16 protein-coding genes are annotated in these 17,357 nt (G+C 75.5%); 7 read left to right on the top strand and 9 right to left on the bottom strand.

Annotated elements, in window-relative coordinates; genetic code table 11:
- Positions 1-19: 19 nt before the first annotated feature.
- Positions 20-1,372 (bottom strand): dicarboxylate/amino acid:cation symporter, encoded by a 1,353-nt coding sequence (locus ACI79B_RS20640; RefSeq protein WP_456930305.1) that lies wholly within the window; start codon positions 1,370-1,372, stop codon positions 20-22.
- A 247-nt stretch (positions 1,373-1,619) separates the two neighbouring features.
- On the opposite strand from ACI79B_RS20640, the gene ACI79B_RS20635 reads away from it, so the two are divergent.
- Together ACI79B_RS20635 and ACI79B_RS20630 are read left to right on the top strand one after the other, a co-directional pair.
- Positions 1,620-1,946, top strand: coding sequence for a DMT family transporter (locus ACI79B_RS20635; protein WP_456930306.1), 327 nt, complete (start codon positions 1,620-1,622; stop codon positions 1,944-1,946).
- Positions 1,946-2,515 carry a TetR/AcrR family transcriptional regulator gene (locus ACI79B_RS20630; protein WP_456930307.1) on the top strand — a complete coding sequence of 190 codons (570 nt, stop codon included), beginning with the start codon at positions 1,946-1,948 and terminating at the stop codon, positions 2,513-2,515. The genes ACI79B_RS20635 and ACI79B_RS20630 overlap by 1 nt, the downstream gene beginning before the upstream one ends.
- A 23-nt stretch (positions 2,516-2,538) precedes the next feature.
- Here the strand turns inward: ACI79B_RS20630 and ACI79B_RS20625 are convergent, their stop codons facing one another.
- A complete protein-coding gene (locus tag ACI79B_RS20625) occupies positions 2,539-2,892 on the bottom strand; it encodes a hypothetical protein (protein ID WP_456930308.1) in 354 nt (117 codons plus the stop codon).
- A 186-nt stretch (positions 2,893-3,078) separates the two neighbouring features.
- Between ACI79B_RS20625 and yidD the strand changes: the two genes are divergently transcribed.
- The gene (yidD, locus tag ACI79B_RS20620; protein ID WP_456930309.1) at positions 3,079-3,471 is read left to right on the top strand and encodes a membrane protein insertion efficiency factor YidD; all 393 of its coding nucleotides are present in this window, start codon (positions 3,079-3,081) and stop codon (positions 3,469-3,471) included.
- On the opposite strand, the gene ACI79B_RS20615 is transcribed toward yidD, so the two are convergent.
- The 4 genes from ACI79B_RS20615 to ACI79B_RS20600 form a co-directional block, all read right to left on the bottom strand.
- Positions 3,462-4,592, bottom strand: coding sequence for a 5-methyltetrahydropteroyltriglutamate--homocysteine S-methyltransferase (locus tag ACI79B_RS20615; RefSeq protein WP_456930310.1), 1,131 nt, complete (start codon positions 4,590-4,592; stop codon positions 3,462-3,464). The genes yidD and ACI79B_RS20615 overlap by 10 nt on opposite strands.
- Positions 4,593-4,681: 89 nt before the next feature.
- A complete protein-coding gene (locus ACI79B_RS20610) occupies positions 4,682-6,439 on the bottom strand; it encodes a bifunctional metallophosphatase/5'-nucleotidase (protein ID WP_456930311.1) in 1,758 nt (585 codons plus the stop codon).
- A 106-nt stretch (positions 6,440-6,545) separates the two neighbouring features.
- Positions 6,546-7,079 (bottom strand): DUF1353 domain-containing protein, encoded by a 534-nt coding sequence (locus tag ACI79B_RS20605; RefSeq protein WP_456930312.1) that lies wholly within the window; start codon positions 7,077-7,079, stop codon positions 6,546-6,548.
- Positions 7,080-7,138: 59 nt separating this feature from the next.
- A complete protein-coding gene (locus tag ACI79B_RS20600) occupies positions 7,139-8,644 on the bottom strand; it encodes an MFS transporter (RefSeq protein ID WP_456930313.1) in 1,506 nt (501 codons plus the stop codon).
- 162 nt (positions 8,645-8,806) lie between these two features.
- Between ACI79B_RS20600 and ACI79B_RS20595 the strand changes: the two genes are divergently transcribed.
- Together ACI79B_RS20595 and ACI79B_RS20590 are read left to right on the top strand one after the other, a co-directional pair.
- Positions 8,807-9,817: an iron-containing redox enzyme family protein gene (locus ACI79B_RS20595; RefSeq protein ID WP_456930314.1), complete on the top strand. Its 1,011-nt coding sequence runs from the start codon at positions 8,807-8,809 to the stop codon at positions 9,815-9,817.
- Between the two features lie 119 nt (positions 9,818-9,936).
- A complete protein-coding gene (locus ACI79B_RS20590; protein ID WP_456930315.1) occupies positions 9,937-11,496 on the top strand; it encodes a methyl-accepting chemotaxis protein in 1,560 nt (519 codons plus the stop codon).
- A 40-nt stretch (positions 11,497-11,536) separates the two neighbouring features.
- Here ACI79B_RS20590 and ACI79B_RS20585 read toward each other — a convergent pair whose 3' ends face one another.
- On the bottom strand, positions 11,537-11,866 hold the full coding sequence (locus ACI79B_RS20585; RefSeq protein WP_456930384.1) for a CDGSH iron-sulfur domain-containing protein: 330 nt from the start codon (positions 11,864-11,866) through the stop codon (positions 11,537-11,539).
- Positions 11,867-11,950: 84 nt separating this feature from the next.
- Here ACI79B_RS20585 and ACI79B_RS20580 point away from each other — a divergent pair, with 84 nt between their 5' ends.
- Complete coding sequence (locus ACI79B_RS20580; protein WP_456930383.1) at positions 11,951-12,601, top strand: chemotaxis protein CheB; 651 nt, start codon at positions 11,951-11,953, stop codon at positions 12,599-12,601.
- 47 nt (positions 12,602-12,648) lie between these two features.
- Positions 12,649-13,449, top strand: a complete 801-nt coding sequence (locus tag ACI79B_RS20575; protein ID WP_456930382.1) for a Crp/Fnr family transcriptional regulator — start codon at positions 12,649-12,651, stop codon at positions 13,447-13,449.
- On the opposite strand, the gene ACI79B_RS20570 is transcribed toward ACI79B_RS20575, so the two are convergent.
- Both ACI79B_RS20570 and ACI79B_RS20565 read right to left on the bottom strand, forming a co-directional pair.
- Positions 13,431-16,565, bottom strand: coding sequence for a bifunctional [glutamine synthetase] adenylyltransferase/[glutamine synthetase]-adenylyl-L-tyrosine phosphorylase (locus ACI79B_RS20570; RefSeq protein WP_456930381.1), 3,135 nt, complete (start codon positions 16,563-16,565; stop codon positions 13,431-13,433). The genes ACI79B_RS20575 and ACI79B_RS20570 overlap by 19 nt on opposite strands.
- Positions 16,566-16,569: 4 nt before the next feature.
- The gene (locus tag ACI79B_RS20565; protein WP_456930380.1) at positions 16,570-17,310 is read right to left on the bottom strand and encodes a type 1 glutamine amidotransferase; all 741 of its coding nucleotides are present in this window, start codon (positions 17,308-17,310) and stop codon (positions 16,570-16,572) included.
- Positions 17,311-17,357: the final 47 nt, after the last annotated feature.

The raw sequence follows: 17,357 nt of genomic DNA, 5'->3' as shown, positions 1-17,357 counted from the left end.
CGTCGGAGGACCGGTCGGGTCAGGCGGTGGCGGGCTGCCGCAGGTCGGCGTCGACGCCACCGGTCTCGGCGGCGACCGGGACGGACGCCGCGCCGGTGCGGAACCGCTCGAGGTCGAGGATGCCCTCGCGCCGGGCGACGATCGTCGGGACCAGCGCCTGGCCGGCGACGTTCACCGCGGTGCGGCCCATGTCGAGGATCGGGTCGATCGCCAGCAGCAGGCCGACGCCGGCCAGCGGCAGGCCCAGCGTGGACAGCGTGAGCGTCAGCATGACCACCGCGCCGGTGACGCCGGCGGTGGCGGCCGAGCCGACCACCGACACCAGCGCGATGAGCAGGTAGTCGGTGAGCGACAGCGGCACGTCGAAGAACTGCGCCACGAAGATCGCTGCCAGCGCCGGGTAGATCGCGGCGCAGCCGTCCATCTTCGTCGTCGCCCCGAGCGGGACGGCGAAGGAGGCGTAGGACCGCGGCACGCCCAGGTTCTGCTCGGTGACCCGCTCGGTCACCGGCAGCGTGCCGATCGACGACCGGGAGACGAAGGCGAGCTGGATGGCCGGCCAGGCGCCGGCGAACCACCGCAGCGGCGAGAGGCCGTGCAGGCGGAGGAGCACCGGGTAGACGACGAACAGCACCAGCGCCAGGCCCGCGTAGACGGATCCGGCGAAGACGCCGAGGGAGCCGAGCGAGTCCCACCCGTAGGTGGCCACGGCGTTGCCGATCAGGCCGACGGTGCCGATCGGGGCCAGCAGGACGACCCACCACAGGAGCTTCTGGACGACGGCCAGGGCGGAGCGGACCAGGCCGAGGAACGGCTCGGCCGGCTCGCCGACCTTGAGGATCGCGACGCCGATCGCCACCGACAGCACGATCAGCTGCAGGACGTTGAACGACAGGCCGATCGAGCCGTCGTCGCCCGCCGAGGCCTGCAGGCCGAGGACGTTGCCCGGCACCAGGCCGGTGAGGAAGTCCCACCAGGAGCCGGTGGTCTCGGGCGCGGCCTGGGCGGCGGCGTCGACGCTGCTGTTGCGGCCGGGCTGGGTGAGCAGGCCCAGGCCGATGCCGATGGACACGGCGATCAGTGCGGTGATCGCGAACCACAGCAGGGTCTGGCCGGCCAGCCGGGCGGCGTTGGAGACCTGGCGGAGGTTGGCGATGCTGACGATGACCGCGGTGACGACGAGCGGCGGGACCAGGACCTTGAGCAGCGTGACGAAGGTCTGGCCGACGGTCTGCAGGGTGCTGGTGAGCCAGTTCGGCGTCCCGTCGGCGACGGGGCCGAGGTCGCGGGCCACGAGGCCGAGCGCGACGCCCACCACGAGGGCGAGGAGGACCTGCGCCGCGAACGGGACGCGGCGGAGACGTGCGAGCACTGAGGTGCCTTTCGGGGTTCTTCGGGAGGGGACGGCGGGCGGGTGCGGCGTCAACAGCCCGCGGTCGTCATCCGGCAGTTGTCCAGCTCACGCCGGCGCGTGAGTCCCCAGGGGTTCGGCACGTCTGGGAGCAATGCGGACGCGGCCGCGCCGCATCCCGGCTGTGCGGAGGCTCACGGCGAGAGCACCAGATCCCGTACGGGCGTACGGTTTCTCCCGTACGTCCGTACCACTCCTGGAGAGCGCCGTGGCCTGGGTCCTGCTGGTCGTCGCCGGCCTGTTCGAGACCGCCTTCGCCGTCTCGCTCAAGCAGTCGGAGAACTTCACCCGGCTGTGGTGGTCGATCGCCTTCGTGGCCTGCGCCGCGGCGAGCTTCCTGCTGCTCTCCGCGGCCCTGCGGACGCTGCCCGTCGGCACGGCCTACGCGGTCTGGACCGGGATCGGCGCGGGCGGCACCGCGGTGGTCGGCATGTGGCTGCTCGGCGACCCGGTCACCACCGTGCGGATCGTCGCGATCCTGCTGATCCTCGGTGGCGTCGTCGCCCTGCAGCTGGCGCCGTCGGCGGCGCACTGATGGCCTCCCCGACCGCCCGGGGCGCGGCCCGGCGCGCGGCCATCGCCGCGGCGGCGGCGCGGGTGGTGGCCGACGGGGGCCCCGACGCGCTGACCCACCGGGCCGTGGCCGCGGTGTCGGGCATCCCGCTGGGCACGATCACCTACCACTTCGGCGCGCTCGACGAGCTGCGGGCGGCGGCGGTCGGGGCCCTGCTGGCCGAGGAGACCGGCCGGGCGGAGGAGCTGGTCGCGGCACTCCCCCGCCGTCCGCGGTCGGCGTCCGCGACGGCCCGGCACGTCGTCGACGTCGTCCTGGGCGCCGGCCGGGACGACGACGAGGAGCTGCTGTCCCTCTACGAGCGCTTCCTCGCCTGCGGCCGGCACCCCGCGCTGCGCCCGCTCCTGCGGGACGCGCGCGCCCGGACCGACGCCGCCCTGACCGACCTGCTGGACCGGTGCGGGCGCCCGGGCGCCGACGTCGGGACCCTGGTCACCCTCGTCGACGGGTCCGTGCTGTCGGCGCTGGTCGAGGGGGACGGCTCGGCCCGGCGGCGGGCGGAGGAGGCGGTCGCGCGGGCGCTGCGCTGACCGGGGCGCCGCGCGGGTGGGTGTCAGGCGGCGTCGTCGACGGCGGGCTCGTCCTCCATCGCCACCATGACCTCGTTGGTCTGCAGCGTGACCAGCCAGGCCAGCGCGTGGTCCTCGACCGGGCGGCCGGAGACGTGCGCGATGGCGTCGAGCTGGGCGGCGACCAGCCCGCGGGCGGCCTGGTAGACGTCGGCGGCGGACACGGCCATCTCGAGCTCGTCGAGCCACAGCCGCCCGTCGGGCAGCACGCGGACGTCGGGCTGGCTGCCGACGCCGAGGTCGGCGGCCGCGCTGCCCAGGACCGACATCCCGGCACGCAGCTCGGTGAGCCGGCGGGAGCGGCGGCCGGGTGACGGCGCGGGCTGCGGGTCGGACATCGGGGCCTCCTGTCGGACGGGCCCCGCGGGCGTGGGGCCTGTCCCCAGGGTCGGCAACCCGGGCGCGGCACCGGACCACGCATGGGGCGGCGCGGACGGGTGGGACGCGCGGGACGAGACGTTGCGTGCCCGACCCGTGCAGCAACCCGTTCCCCGGTCCGGCGGCGGCCTGCACGATGCCCCGCCGTGACCAGCCGCCCGGGGTGCACCCGCCGTCGCCGCCGCTCCGCCCGTTCGTCCCGCAACTCCTGCGACGGCTGGGACGGCTGCTCGGACGGCTGCGACGCGATCGGCCTGTTCACCCTGCTCTGGCTGGCGCTGCCCGCGGCGCTGGTCACCCCGGCGCCGGCCGGGACGCCGTGGGCGGCGCGCTGGCCGGTCCGGCTCGTCGTCGCCTACCGCGAGCGGGTCAGCCCCACCCGCCCACCGGTGTGCCCCTTCACGCCGACCTGCTCGACCTACGGGCTGGAGGCGCTGCGGACGCACGGCGCGCTGCGCGGGCTGTGGCTGACCCTCGACCGGCTGCGCCGCTGCCGCCCGGGCGCCGGCGGCAGCGACCCGGTGCCGGCTCAGGCGTAGCCCCAGACCTCCTGGGCGACCTCGACGACCAGTGCCAGCTTGGCCACCTGCTCGTCGCGGGTCAGCGCGTTGCCCTCGACGGTCGAGGAGAAGCCGCACTGCGGCGAGAGCGCCAGCTGCTCCAGCGGCACGTACCGCGCGGCCTCGTCGATCCGCCGCCTGAGCGCGTCCCTGCTCTCCAGCTCCGGCCGCTTCGTCGTCACCAGGCCCAGGACGACCCGCTTGCCCGGCGGGACGAACCGCAGCGGCTCGAAGCCGCCGGAGCGGGCGTCGTCGTACTCGAGGAAGAAGCCGTCGACCTCCAGGCCGCCGAACAGCGCCTCGGCGACGAAGTCGTAGCCGCCCTCGGCCACCCAGGAGGAGCGGAAGTTGCCCCGGCACATGTGGGTGGTGACCGTGAGGCCCTCGGGCCGGTCGGCCAGCGCGGCGTTGATCTGCCGGATGTAGCGCTCGTGCTGGTGCTCGGCGTCCCGGCCCTGGGCGGCGAGCTCGGCGCGCTGGGCGGGGTCGTTGAGGTAGGCCAGGCTTGTGTCGTCGAGCTGCAGGTAGCGGCAACCCAGCGCGGCCACCCCGCGCACCTGCTGCGTGTACGCCGCCGACAGGGCGTCCCAGAACGCGTCCTCGTCGGGGTAGACCGCCGGGTCGATCGCGGCCGCGCCGCCGCGGTAGTGGACCATCGACGGCGAGGGGATCGTCAGCTTCGCCGTCTGCCCCTCGGACACCTGGCTCTGCAGGTAGGCGAAGTCGCGGCCGAAGATCGGCTCCCCGATCGACAGCGGGCCGTCGACGTGCAGCCCCGCCGGGGTGAAGTCGATCGTCCCGTCGGCGTTCTTGAAGTGGACGACGATGTCCTCGCCGGTCACCTTGCTGATGCCGCCGATGGCGTAGATGAAGTCCATGTGCCACGAGGCGCGGCGGAACTCGCCGTCGGTGGCGGTGCGCAGGCCGACGTCGCGCTGCAGCCGGACGACGTCGGCGATCGCCTCGTCCTCGATCCCGCGCAGCTCGGCGTCGTCGATCTCCCCGGCGGCGTGCCGGGCGCGGGCCTCGAGCAGCGACGCGGGGCGCAGCAGGCTCCCGACGTGGTCGGCGCGGAACGGCGGGCCGGAGGTGTCGGTCATGCCGCGAGCCTGGCGCAGGACGGCCCCGGACGCGCGCCGGCGGCGGCCCCACGGGTGGGGACCGCCGCCGGGACGGGGTGGTGCGGGGATCAGGCGACCGGGTCGATCCGGTCGGTCGCCGGTGCGGTCACGGGCCGGTTCGCCGTGAGGAAGGCCGTGAACGCGTCCAGGTCGATCGAGGTGGTGACGGCGTTCGTGCCGTTGGTGAGCTGGGTGAACCCGTCACCACCGCCGGCCAGGAAGTTGTTCACCGTGACCCGGTAGACCTGGGTGGGGACGACGGCGACACCGCCGATCGCCAGCGCGTTCACCCGGGACCCGCTGCACGGGTCCGTGGCCGAGCCCGCCGGTGCCGCCGGGTCGACGACGTAGTTCACCGTCGACGACGGCTGCAGCACGACCGGGTTGCCGGTGCGGGCGTACTGCTGCTCGAGGACGCAGTCGAGCTGGGCGCCGGTGAGGTCCAGCGTCACGAGGTTGTTGGCGAACGGCTGCACCGTGAACGCCTCCTCGTAGGTGATGTCCCCGGCCCCCAGGTCGGCGCGGACACCGCCGGGGTTCATGAACGCCGCGACGGCGCCCTCGTCCCGGGTGTCGGCCAGCTGCGAGTCGGCGATCAGGTTGCCCAGCGGGGTCTCGCCCTGGGCGTCGGGCGCCCGGGTGATGTCCGTGGCGGCGGTGCCGACGACCCGCGTGGCGATGGGTCCGAGGGCGGTGCGGTAGCGCTGGATGAGCGCGGTCTGCGCCGGGTCGGCCGCGACGGTCCGCTGCACGATGACGTTGTCGACCCGCGTCCGGTCGCGCATGACGTCGCCGCTGCGCGAGTTGATCTGCAGGTCGATGTCGGTGACCAGCCGGCCGTTGCTGCCCGCGCTGGTGACGACCTTGCCGTCGATGAGGCAGTTGTAGGCCTGGTGGGTGTGGCCGCTGACGACGACGTCGATGTCGTCGGACATGCCGTTGGCGATGTCGACGATCGGGCCGGTCAGGCCGTTGCACTGGTCGACGTTCCACGCGTCCGGGCCACTCTGGGTACCGCCCTCGTGGAGGAGCACGACGATCGACTTGACGCCCTGGCGCTGCAGCTCGGCGGCGTAGCGGTTGGCGGTCTCCACCTCGTCGGCGAAGTCCAGGCCCGCGACGCCCTGCTGGCTGACGATCTGCTCGGTGCCCTCGAGGGTCATGCCGATGAAGCCGATGCGGACGCCGCCGACCTCGTGGACCGCGTACGGCTCCAGCAGCGGCTGCCCGGTCGCGGTCACGAAGGCGTTGGCCGACAGGTACTGGAAGTCCGCACCCTCGTAGGGGGTCCCGTCGGCGCAGCCGTCGACCGGGTGGCAGCCGCCGTTCTGGATGCGCAGCAGCTCGGCCGAGCCCTCGTCGAACTCGTGGTTGCCGACGCTGGCGTAGTCCAGGCCGGCCAGGTTGAGGGCCTCGATGGTCGGCTCGTCGTGGAAGGCGGCCGACAGCAGCGGCGAGGCGCCGATGAGGTCGCCGGCCGCGACCGTGACCGTGTTCCCCTGCCGCTGCGCAGCGGCCAGCTGCTGGAGCTGGGTGGCGAGGTACTCGACGCCGCCGGCGTTGACCGTGGGAGCGGCGAGCGGGCCGCTGCCGTCGGGGTCGGGGCCGGTCTGCACGCGGCCGCCGGACCCCGACGGGGCCTCCAGCGCGCCGTGGAAGTCGTTGAGGGCCAGCAGTTGGACGTCGACCGGCGCCTGCCGGTCGTTGACGCCGGGAGCGCGGGGCGCGGCGCTGGCCGGTGCGAGTGCGGCGGCGACGACCAGGCCGGTCATCGTCGTCGTCACGGCCGCGGCCACCGTCGCGCGGCGCAGGACGGGCAGGGACATGCAGGATCTCCTGTGGTCACCGGGGACGGACACAGGCGGTCCGCCCGCGTCCCGCCCGGAGTCTGGCCGAGCGGCACCGATTCCGGAACCCTGCATCTCTGAACGATCAGTGACGCCGGCGGCTCCACGGGCGGACCCCGGAGTCGCCGGACACCAGCCGTTCCGCGGCGGCGTAGACGAGCAGGGCCGGCACGGCCAGCAGCGACGGCGGCAGCACCAGCGGCGCCGCCGGCGCCGTGATCGCCAGCACGCCCGGGGCGCTGACCGGCCAGCCGCGCCGCCGCTGCGGATCGGTCAGCGCGCCCCAGCGCACGCCGGTCCACATGAGCCAGCGCAGCAGCACCGGGACGCCGGCCTCGCGCATCGCCCGGCGGAAGACACCGTCGGCCTGCCGCGCGGTGACCGCGCCGGTGGCGATGCCCTCGTGGCACAGCCAGTCGTGCAGCACCGCGGCCAGCGTGTACCGCCCGGACTCCGGGACCAGCCACCGCACCGGCCGCGGCACGGACGCGAGGTCGGTGCGGAAGCCCGCCGGGACGACGAAGGTGTCACGGTCGCCGTGGTAGGTGAGCGGCTTGACGAGCGTCCAGCCGCCGGCTCCGGCGGTGCTGAGCACGCCCGCGGGCGGGTCGAAGGGCACGTCCGCACCCTCCTCCCCGCCCGCCGCGTCCGCTCGCGGGAGCCGTCAGTACCGGGCCGTCAGTACCGCGGCCGGGCCGACCCCTCCGCGCGGGTGCCCGGCTGGCGCGCCGCGAACGGGGTGGCGATGTCCTCGAGGGACTTGCCCTCGGCGGAGACGCCGAGGACCGCCGCGACGATGCCGCCGAGCACCATGACGGCGGCGCCGAGGATGTAGCCCCAGAACAGCCGGACGGGCTCGGAGCCGTCGCCGATGAGCGACCCGTAGACGACCGGGCCGAGGGCGCCGAAGCACTGCGCGATCGCGAAGAAGACCGCGATGGCCTTGGCCCGGACCTCCAGCGGGAAGATCTCGCTGACGGTCAGGTACGCCGAGCTCGCGCCGGCCGAGGCGAAGAAGAAGATGACCGACCAGGCGATCGTCTGGGTGAAGGCGTTGAGCGCACCGGCGTTGAACAGGAACGCGGTGATCGCCAGCAGCACCCCGGACAGGACGTACGTGCCCGCGATCATCTTCTTGCGGCCCACGGTGTCGAACAGGTCCCCGAGCAGGAACGGCCCGGCGAGGTTGCCGACGGCGAAGGCGATGAGGAACAGCGGCGCGTCGCCGGAGTCGACGTCGTAGTAGGTGCCGAGCACCAGCACGTAGGTGAAGAAGATCGCGTTGTAGAGGAACGACTGGGTGATCATCAGCGTCGCGCCGTAGATCGCGCGGGACGGGTACTCCCTGAACAGCACCCGGGTGAGCGCCGCGTAGCCGATGTCCTGCGACGGCTTGAGCTCGATGGCCTGGCTCTCGTCGACGCGGGGCAGCGTCCGGCCGCCCTGCTCGACCTCCCGCTCGATGAAGGAGATGGACTCCTCCGCCTCGCGCTCGCGGCCGTGCATGACCTGCCAGCGCGGGCTCTCCGGCAGGTGGCGCCGGACGACGAGGATGACCAGGCCCAGCACCGGGCCGAGGAGGAAGGCGATGCGCCAGCCCACGCTGGGCTCCATCGCGTTGAGCAGGATGAACGTCCCCAGGGTCCCGAGGATCGCGCCGGCCCAGTAGGTCCCGTTGACCATGATGTCGACCCGGCCGCGGTACTTCGCGGGGATCAGCTCGTCGATCGCGGAGTTGATCGCCGCGTACTCGCCGCCGATGCCCATGCCGGCGATGAACCGGGTGACGTAGAGGTAGCCGACCCAGCCGACCCCGTTGCCCAGGGTGAAGGCGGTCAGCCCGCTGCCGATCAGGTAGACGGCGAGCGTGATCATGAAGAGGTTGCGCCGGCCGAGCTTGTCCGACAGCCGGCCGAAGAACAGCGCCCCGGCGACCTCCCCGAGGAGGTAGACGGTCGCGATCAGCCCGACCTGGGTCCCCGAGAGCCCGAGCGTCTCGGGCTCGGTGAGCCGGTCGACGACGGCGCCGGCGACGGTGATCTCCAGCCCGTCGAGGATCCAGGCCGTCCCCAGCGCCACCACCATGCGGGTGTGGAACGGCGACCAGGGCAGCCGGTCGATCCGTGCGGGGATGAGACTGCGGATGGCGCCGGGCGCTTCTGCCGGCTTGGACACACTCGTCATCGAGCACCTCCAGTTCGGGAACCGGACGCCCCACTACCCCGTTGAACATCGGTTGACGCAACCAACCCCGCTGGTCACCCCGCCGGTGGAGCGGCGAGGGGTGTGCGGCATCCCATCGCGCGCGGTGCATCGAACGGCGCGGGTCTGGGCATGGGCGGGACCATGCGCCTGCCTCACGCCCGGGGCCCCCTGTCCGCGGCCCTCCGCGACGACCTGCTCGCCGGGTCGGTCTCCCCCGCCACCGCCGAGCTCGCCCGCACGACCGCCGCGGCCACGACCGACCCCCTGCACGACGACGACCTGCAGCTGGCGCTGGCGCTGTGCTACGAGCTGCACTACCGGGGCCTGGACGGCGTCGACGACACCCTCGAGTGGGACCCCGGCCTGATCGCGCTGCGCGCCCGCCTCGAGCGCCGGCACCTGGCCGCGCTGCGCGAGCTGACCGGTCCGCCCTCCCCCACCGGCGAGCCGGTCGACCGGCAGCTGACCGCGCTGATCGCCGCCGACGACGGCCCGTCGCTGTCGTCGTTCATGGCCAAGCGCGGCACCGCCGAGCAGTGGCGCGAGTACCTGACCCTGCGGTCGGTCTACCACCTCAAGGAGGCCGACCCGCACACCTTCGCCGTCCCGCGCCTGTCGGGACGGGCCAAGGCCGCGATGGTGGAGATCCAGGCCGACGAGTACGGCGGCGGCGCCCCCGAGCGCATGCACAGCGAGCTGTTCGCCGGGATGATGCGCGACCTGGGCCTGGACGCCGGGTACGGCGCCCTGTGGGACGACGCCCCCGCCGTCGCGTTCACCTCGGTCAACACCATGTCGCTGTTCGGCCTGCACCGCCGCTGGCGCGGGGCGGCGCTCGGCCACCTGGCCTGCGTGGAGATGACCTCCTCCGAGCCCAGCCGCCGCTACTCCGCGGGGCTGCGCCGGCTCGGCCACGACGCGACGACCACCGTCTTCTACGACGAGCACGTCGAGGCCGACGCCGTGCACGAGCAGATCGCCTCGGTGGACATGTGCGGCTCCCTGGTGGCCGAGGACCCCTCGCTCCTAGGCGACGTGCTGTTCGGCGCGGCCTGCTCCCTCGCCCTCGACGGGCTCGCCGCCCGGCACCTGCTCGGCGCCTGGGAGGCCGGGCGCTCGGCGCTGTACACCCAGCCCGCGCTCGCCGCCTGAGTCGCGATCCGGTCTCGGGACCGGATACGGCTCCGATCCGGCTGCAGTCGGCGACGGCGCTGCCGAACCTCTCGGCGCAGGACCCCCCGGCCCGGGGTCCCCGACCCCGGAGGACGACCATGTGGCGGCGCACCGACCCGGCCCCGTCCGGCACGCCGGAGACCACGGCGATGCCGCGGGACGTGGAGACCCTCGAGAAGGTGATCGAGGCCCTCGACTCCGGCGTGACGACGGTGCTCGACGCCCACGTCGCCGTCGTCCGCACCATCGTGGAGACCTGCGGCCTCGGGTACGGCGCGGTCTGGCTGCCCGACGCCACCGGCGCGTTCGCGCTCGCCTGGGAGGGCGGCCCGCTCACCGCGGCCATGTCCGCCGCCTGGCCGCGCGACGGCCGGCTGACCGAGTCCGCCGGGATGGGCGGGAAGGCGCTGCGCGAGCGGCAGACGGTGCACCTGACCAGCGCACCGGCCGGGCGCGGCCAGTGCGTGCGCTGGGAGACCGCCTGGGCCGCCGGCGCACGGGAGGGCTGCTTCCTCCCCGCCGTCGACGACGGCGCGGTCACCGCCGTGCTGGAGTTCCACAGCGCGACGCCGCTGCCCTTCTTCGGCGTCCGCCGGGAGAAGTGGCGGGCCATCACCCGGCTGCTCGGCCACGCCCGGCGGGCCGCCCTGGCCACCTCCGCGCTGCGCGAGACCCTCGACGACCGCGCCGCCGTCACCACCGTGGTCACCCGGGTCGGCGAGGCCACCGACGAGGCCTCGGCCCTGCGGACGGCGCTGGAGAGCGTGCGCACCTCCTTCGGCTGGGCCTACGGCTCCTTCTGGGCGCTGGACGAGGCGGAGGGCGTGCTGCGCTTCCAGCTCGAGTCCGGCTCGGCCGGCGAGGAGTTCCGCAAGGTCACCCTGGCCGCCAGCTTCGCCGAGGGCGTGGGCCTGTCCGGCCGCGCCTGGAAGCGGCGCGACCTGGTCTTCGTCCGCGACCTCGCGGAGGTGACCGACTGCGTGCGCCGGCCCGCCGCCCTGCGCGCCGGCGTGAAGTCCGGCGTCTGCTTCCCCGTCACCGCCGGGGGCCGGGTGATCGGGACGATGGACTTCTTCGTCACCGAGACCATCGAGCTGTCCGAGTCGCGGGCCGACGCCCTGCGCAACGTGCAGCAGCTGGTCAGCCAGCGGCTGGACACGCTGCGCCGGGCCGAGGCCGACGCGCAGCGCTCCCGCGAGCTGCTCGACAGCGTCGACCGGCTGCGCGAGGCCGCCGCCGCGGCCGGGCAGGTCGCCGAGAAGGCCGTGTCCCAGGCGTCGGCCATGACCGCCGAGGTCGCGGCCCTCACCGAGGCGTCGACGTCGATCGGCGAGGTCATCCGGATCATCTCCGGCATCGCCGACCAGACCAACCTGCTCGCGCTCAACGCCACCATCGAGGCCGCGCGCGCCGGGGAGCTCGGCCGCGGCTTCGCCGTCGTCGCCAGCGAGGTCAAGGACCTGGCCCGGGAGACCGCGGCGGCCACGCAGCGGGTGTCGGACCAGATCGCCGGCATCCAGACCAGCAGCGACCAGGTCACCGCGGGCATCCACGCGACCAGCGAGGTCATCGGTCAGCTCGACGCGGTGCAGGCGCGGATCACCGACGTGCTCGAGGAGCAGGTCCGGATGGCCCGCGCGATCGAGTCGGCCACCTGAGCCGGGGTGCGGGCCGGGCACGGGGGCCGGCCCGCACCCCTCAGTCGGGCCGGCCCTCCGGCACCCGCGCCTGGCGCAGGATCGCCGCGGCCGGCCGGGGGCGGCTCGGCGCGCTCGGGGCGGAGAAGCCCGACCGCTTGTGGCTGCCGTCGCAGAACGGCTTGATGCCGGACTTGCCGCACCGGCACAGCGCCACCGTCCTCCGGCCCGGGTCGATCTCGGCGCCGTCCTGGTCGACCAGCCGGAAGTCCCCGCGCACGATGAGCGGGCCGTCGCGGTAGGGCGTGATCGTGGCGGCGCCCTCGGCGGGCCGGTCGTCGTCGGGGAGGTCCTCGTCGGGCAGGTCGTCCGCGGGCAGGGCTGAGCTCACCCCGACAGCGTGCCCCGCCGCCGGGTGCGGCACACCCGGCGCGATCCTGTGTCAGGTGCCGTACACACGCGTACCCTCGACCGCGTGCCGGGCCCGGTCGAGATCGACGCGCCGGCGCCGTTCGGCGTCGTGGTGCTGGCCGCCTCCGCGGGGGGCGTCCGGGCGCTGCGCACGGTCCTCGCCGGCCTCCCGCGCGACTTCCCCACCCCGGTGCTCGTGGTGCAGCACCGCGCGGCGGGCACGACCGACCTGCTGGTCCCCCTGCTGCGCGCCGCCGCGGACCTCCCCGTCCGGGCGGCGGCCGCCGGCCCGCTCCGCGCCGGCGTCTCGGTGCTCCCGGCCGGCGCCACCGGCGCCCTGCAGCCGGACGGGGACTTGACCCTGGTCGAGCACCCCACCCTGGGCGCGGCCGACCGGCTCATGACCAGCGCCGCCGGCGCGTACGGCCCGCGGGTGCTGGCGGCCGTCCTCACCGGCCGGCTCGACGACGGCGCGGCCGGCGTCCGCGCGGTCCGCCGCGCCGGCGGCCGGGTGCTCGCCCAGGACCCGGCCGACGCCGAGGCGCCGGGGATGCCCAGCGCGGCCCTGGCCACCGGCTGCGTGGAGCACGTCCTGCCGCTGCGGCTGGTCGCCCCGGCGCTGGTCGCCTACGCCATGGCGCCGGGCGCCGCCGAGCTGCTCGCCGTACCGTTGCCGCCGTGGGCGCGGCTGGGTGCCGGCGCCCTGCCCGCCTGACGTCCCCCGAGCCCGCGGGGAGCCCCACCCGGTACCGGAGGTGCGCCGTGGCCCCTCCCGACCACGCCCGCGACCGGGCCCCGTCCGGCCCGCAGCGGACCGCCGCGCAGGACCCGCGGCGCAACCTCATCCTGCGGGCCCTGCCCGACGACGAGTACGAGCGCCTGCTGCCGGCCCTCCAGCCGGTGACCCTGCAGGTCCGCGACCAGGTCTACCGCCGCGGCGGCGACATCGACGCGGTCTACTTCCCCCTCGACAGCGTGCTGTCCGTGGTCGCGACGATCGAGGGCGAGCCGGCCGTCGAGGTTGCCACCATCGGCTACGAGGGCGTCTCCGGCCTGGCGGTGTTCCTGGGGACGCCGACCAGCCCCCACGACTGCTTCTGCCAGGTGGCCGGCGACGCGCTGTGCATCGCCACGGCCGACCTCCGCCGGTTCCTCGCCGGCGACGGCGCCCTGCACGACCTGCTGCACCGCTACACGCAGGCGATGGTCGTCCAGCTGTCGCAGAACGTGGCCTGCAACCGGCTGCACAGCACCGAGGAGCGCTGCGCCCGCTGGCTGCTGCAGACCCGCGACCGCGTCGGCGCCGACGAGTTCCAGCTCACCCAGGACTTCCTGGGCCAGATGCTCGGCGTGCGCCGCGGCACCGTCTCGCTGGTGGCCGGGCTGCTGCAGCAGGCCGGCCTGATCCGGTACACCCGGGGGCGGATCACGGTGGTCGACCCCGAGCGCCTGCACGAGGCCGCGTGCGACTGCTACGAGGTCGTACAGGCCGAGAGCCGCCGCGTCGGCCTGGTGCCCGAGCCGCCGGACGGCGACGCGACCGGTCAGTCCCCCGGCGACTGACCGTAGAAGGCCCGCTCGACCACGGCGCGGGCGTGCCGGGCGGTGCGCCGGTAGTCGTCGAGGAACTGCCCCGGGTCGACGTCGGGGCCGTACCCGCTGGCCCGCGCCACACCGGCCAGCTCCAGCCCGGGCCGCGGCAGCTGGTCGCCGGGCCGGCCGCGGACGAGGAAGACGGCGTTGCGCGCCCGGCTGGCCAGCTCCCACGCGTCGCGCAGCGACCCGGCCTGCTCGACGGTCAGCAGCCCGTTCCCCGACAGCTCGGCCAGCGCCCCGACCGTCGAGGGCACCCGCAGCCCGGGGACCGCCGCGGCGTGCTGCAGCTGAAGCAGCTGGACGGTCCACTCGACGTCGGCCAGGCCGCCGCGGCCGAGCTTGGTGTGCGTGGCCGGGTCGGCGCCGCGCGGCAGCCGCTCCCGCTCCACGCGCGCCTTGATCCGGCGGATCTCGGCCACCTGCTCGGCCGACAGCCCGCCCTCCGGGTAGCGCAGCGGGTCGACCAGCTCCACGAAGGCCGCGCCCAGCTCCGGGCTGCCGGCCACCGGCGTCGCGCGCAGCAGCGCCTGCACCTCCCACACCGACACCCAGCGCTCGTAGTACTCGCGGAAGGCGTCCAGGCTGCGCACCAGCGCGCCCTGGCGGCCCTCGGGGCGCAGGTCGGCGTCGACCTCGAAAGCCGGGTCGGGCGCGGGCTCGCCGAGCAGCCGGCGCAGCGTGTGCGCGACCGCGTTGGCCGCCTGGGTCGCCCTCGCCTCCTCCGCTCTGCTGTCCCCCGACCCACCGTCCCCGACGGCCCGCGGGCGGTGGACGAACAGCACGTCGGCGTCGGAGCCGTAGCCCATCTCGCCGCCGCCGAGCCGGCCCATGCCGATGACGGCGAGCTCCATCGGCACGTCGGCCGGGTCGATGCCGGCCTCGCGGGCCCACGCGCGCACGGCGACGTCCAGCCCGGCCTGCAGCGTGGCGACGGCGACGTCGGTGAGCGCCTGCCCGACCCGGACGACGTCGAGCAGGCCGAGCAGGTCGGCCGAGGCGATCCGCAGCAGCTCCTGCCGGCGCAGCCCGCGCAGCACGGTGATGCCGGCCTGCGGGTCGGCGGCGCGGCCGGCGGCGGCGCGCCAGGCCCCGGCCAGCGAGGCGGCGCTCCGCGGCTCGAGCTCGTCGTCGTCGGCGAGGATGCGCAGCGCCTCGGGGGTGCGGGTGATCAGCGCGGCCACGTACCGGCTCGACCCCAGCAGCCGGGCCAGCCGCTCGGCCACCTGGCCCTCGTCGCGCAGCAGCCGCAGGTACCACTGGTTGCCGCCGAGGGCCTCGCTGACCTGGCGGTAGGCCAGCAGCCCGGCGTCGGGGTCGGCGCAGTCGGCGAGCGTCTGCAGCACCACCGGCAGCAGGTACTTCTGCATCGACGCCGACCGGGACACCCCGCCGGTGAGCGCGCCCATGTGCCGCAGCGCGCCCTGCGGGTCGGCGAACCCGAGCGCGCGCAGCCAGTCGCCGGCGGCCTTGCTGCCCAGCTGCGCGGCCTCGGCCGGCACCCGCGCCACCGCCGACAGCAGCGGCCGGTAGAAGAGCTTCTCGTGCAGCCGGCGCACCTCGCGGGTGTGCAGCGCCATCTCCGCGCGCAGCACGTCGACGGCGGTGCCGCGGGCGTCGGGCTTGTAGCCCAGCGAGCGGGCCAGCCAGCGCAGCTGCTGCTCGTCGGTGGGCAGCAGGTGGGTGCGCCGCAGCCGCAGCAGCTGCAGCCGGTGCTCGACGGTGCGCAGGAAACGGTAGGAGGCGATGAGGGTGTCGGCGTCGTCGCGGCCGACGTAGCCGCCGGCCCGCAGCGCGTGCAGCGCCGGCAGCGTGCCGCCGACCCGCAGCCGGACGTCGACCCGGCCGTGCACCAGCTGCAGCAGCTGGACGGCGAACTCGACGTCGCGCAGGCCGCCGCGGCCGAGCTTGATCTCCCGGTCGGCCTGGGCCGGCGGGATGTTGTCCTCCACCCGCCGCCGCATGGCCTGCACCTCGGCGACGAAGCCGGGGCGGTCGCCGGCCTCCCACACCATCGGGAACAGCGCCTCGACGTAGCCGCGGCCGAGGTCGGGGTCGCCGGCCACCGGGCGCATCTTCAGCAGCGCCTGGAACTCCCACGTGCTCGCCCACTGCCGGTAGTAGGCGGTGTGGCCGGCCAGGGTGCGGACCAGGGCGCCGGCCTTGCCCTCCGGGCGCAGCGCGGCGTCGACCTCCCAGGCCGCCTCGTGGCAGATCCGCATGAGCGCGGCGGCCACCCGGGTGGCGCTCTGCAGGGCCGGCGCCTCACCGTCCCCCGCCCGCCCGCTGGGGTCGACCGGCTCGGCGACGAACACCACGTCGACGTCGCTGACGTAGTTGAGCTCCCGCCCGCCGGTCTTGCCGAGCGCGACGACCGCCAGCCGGCAGGCCGCCGCACCCTCGGGCTGCTCGGCGACGGCGAGCGCGAGGCCGGCGGTGAGCACCGCGGCGGCGACGTCGGCGAGCTCGGCGGCGACGTCCTCGGCCGACAGCCCCTCCCCCAGGTCGCGGCCGGCGAGGTCCAGCACCGCCCGCCGGTAGGCCAGCCGCAGCGCGGCGACCCGCTGCGGCGAGGCGTCCGGCGCGGCCTTCCCGAGCCGGACGCCCCACGGCGGGTCGTCGGGGTCGGCGCCGACGGCGGCGAGCATCTGCCGCTCCAGGGCGTACGCGGCGGGGCGCACCGCGCCGCGGCCGTCGGAGTCGAGGACGGTCCAGTCGTGGGGGTGGGCGGCGAGGTGGTCGGCCAGGCCCGCGCTGGCGCCGAGCACCGCCAGCAGCCGGCTGCGCAGCGCGCCCGAGCCGCGCAGCCGGGCGAGCAGGCCGGCGGCCGCCCCGCCGGTCTCGTCGGCGGCGTCCAGGGCCTCCACCAGCCGGGCCAGCGAGCGGACGGCGAGGTCCGGGTCGCCGGCGCGGGCCAGCGCGGAGACGACCGAACCGGCCTCGGGGTCGGCGGGCTCGTTGCGGTCGAGGTCCCACAGCCCCAGGGCCGGGTGGGACAGCAGCAGCGCGGCCTTCTCGCCGTCCTCGAAGCCGAAGCGGGCCAGCCGCACGACCGCGCGGCGGGGCACCTCCCGGGATGCGGTCACCGGCTCAGACCGCGGCGCCGCGGCCCGCGCGCACGAGGTCGGCGAAGCGGGCCGCGAACGGCGCCCAGACCTCCTCGAGGTCGGGGTGCACGGCGTCGGTCAGCCGGCAGAGCGTCTCGCGGTCGTACGGGCTCGCCGCGACGCCGACGGTGTCCCGGTCGGCCCACTCGCGGACGATCTCCGGCGTCGTCTCGACGTGGAACTGCAGCCCGTAGACGTGCCGGCCCACCCGGAAGGCCTGGTTCGCGTAGACGGGGCTGCTCGCCAGCAGGGTGGCGCCGGCCGGCAGCTCGCTGATCTCGTCGTGGTGGAACTGGATGACGTCGGGCGAGAGCGGGAGCGGGCCGAACACCGGGTCCCCGGCCGCGGCGTCCCGCTTGGCCACGAGCAGCGCCCCGACCTCCGGCCCCTCGATCCCCACGCGCACCCGCCCGCCGCCGGCCTGCGCCAGCAGCTGGGCGCCCAGGCAGACGGCCAGCGTCGGGACGTCGGCGGCCAGCGCGCGGGCCAGCAGGTCGCGGACCGGGCCCAGCCCGCTGGTGGCGTCGTCGTCGAGGCTCGACTGCGGGCCGCCGGTGACCAGCAGCCCGTCGAAGCCGGTCAGGTCGGCCGGCACCTCGTCACCGGCGTCGAGGTGCCGCTCCTCGAGCTCGAGGCCGGCGGCGCGCAGCCAGTCCCCCAGCCGCGCGGGCGGGGCGGTGTCGCTGGGGACGACGACGAGCAGGCGGGCGGGGGTCTCCGGCACGGTGCCGAGGTTAGTTGACGGACCTCGTCGCCCCCCGCGCCTCGCCC

The organism is Geodermatophilus sp. SYSU D00879 (genome assembly GCF_054050375.1).
Note: the sequence above shows the minus strand (reverse complement) of the source record. Positions and strands in the feature narration are given on the sequence as shown.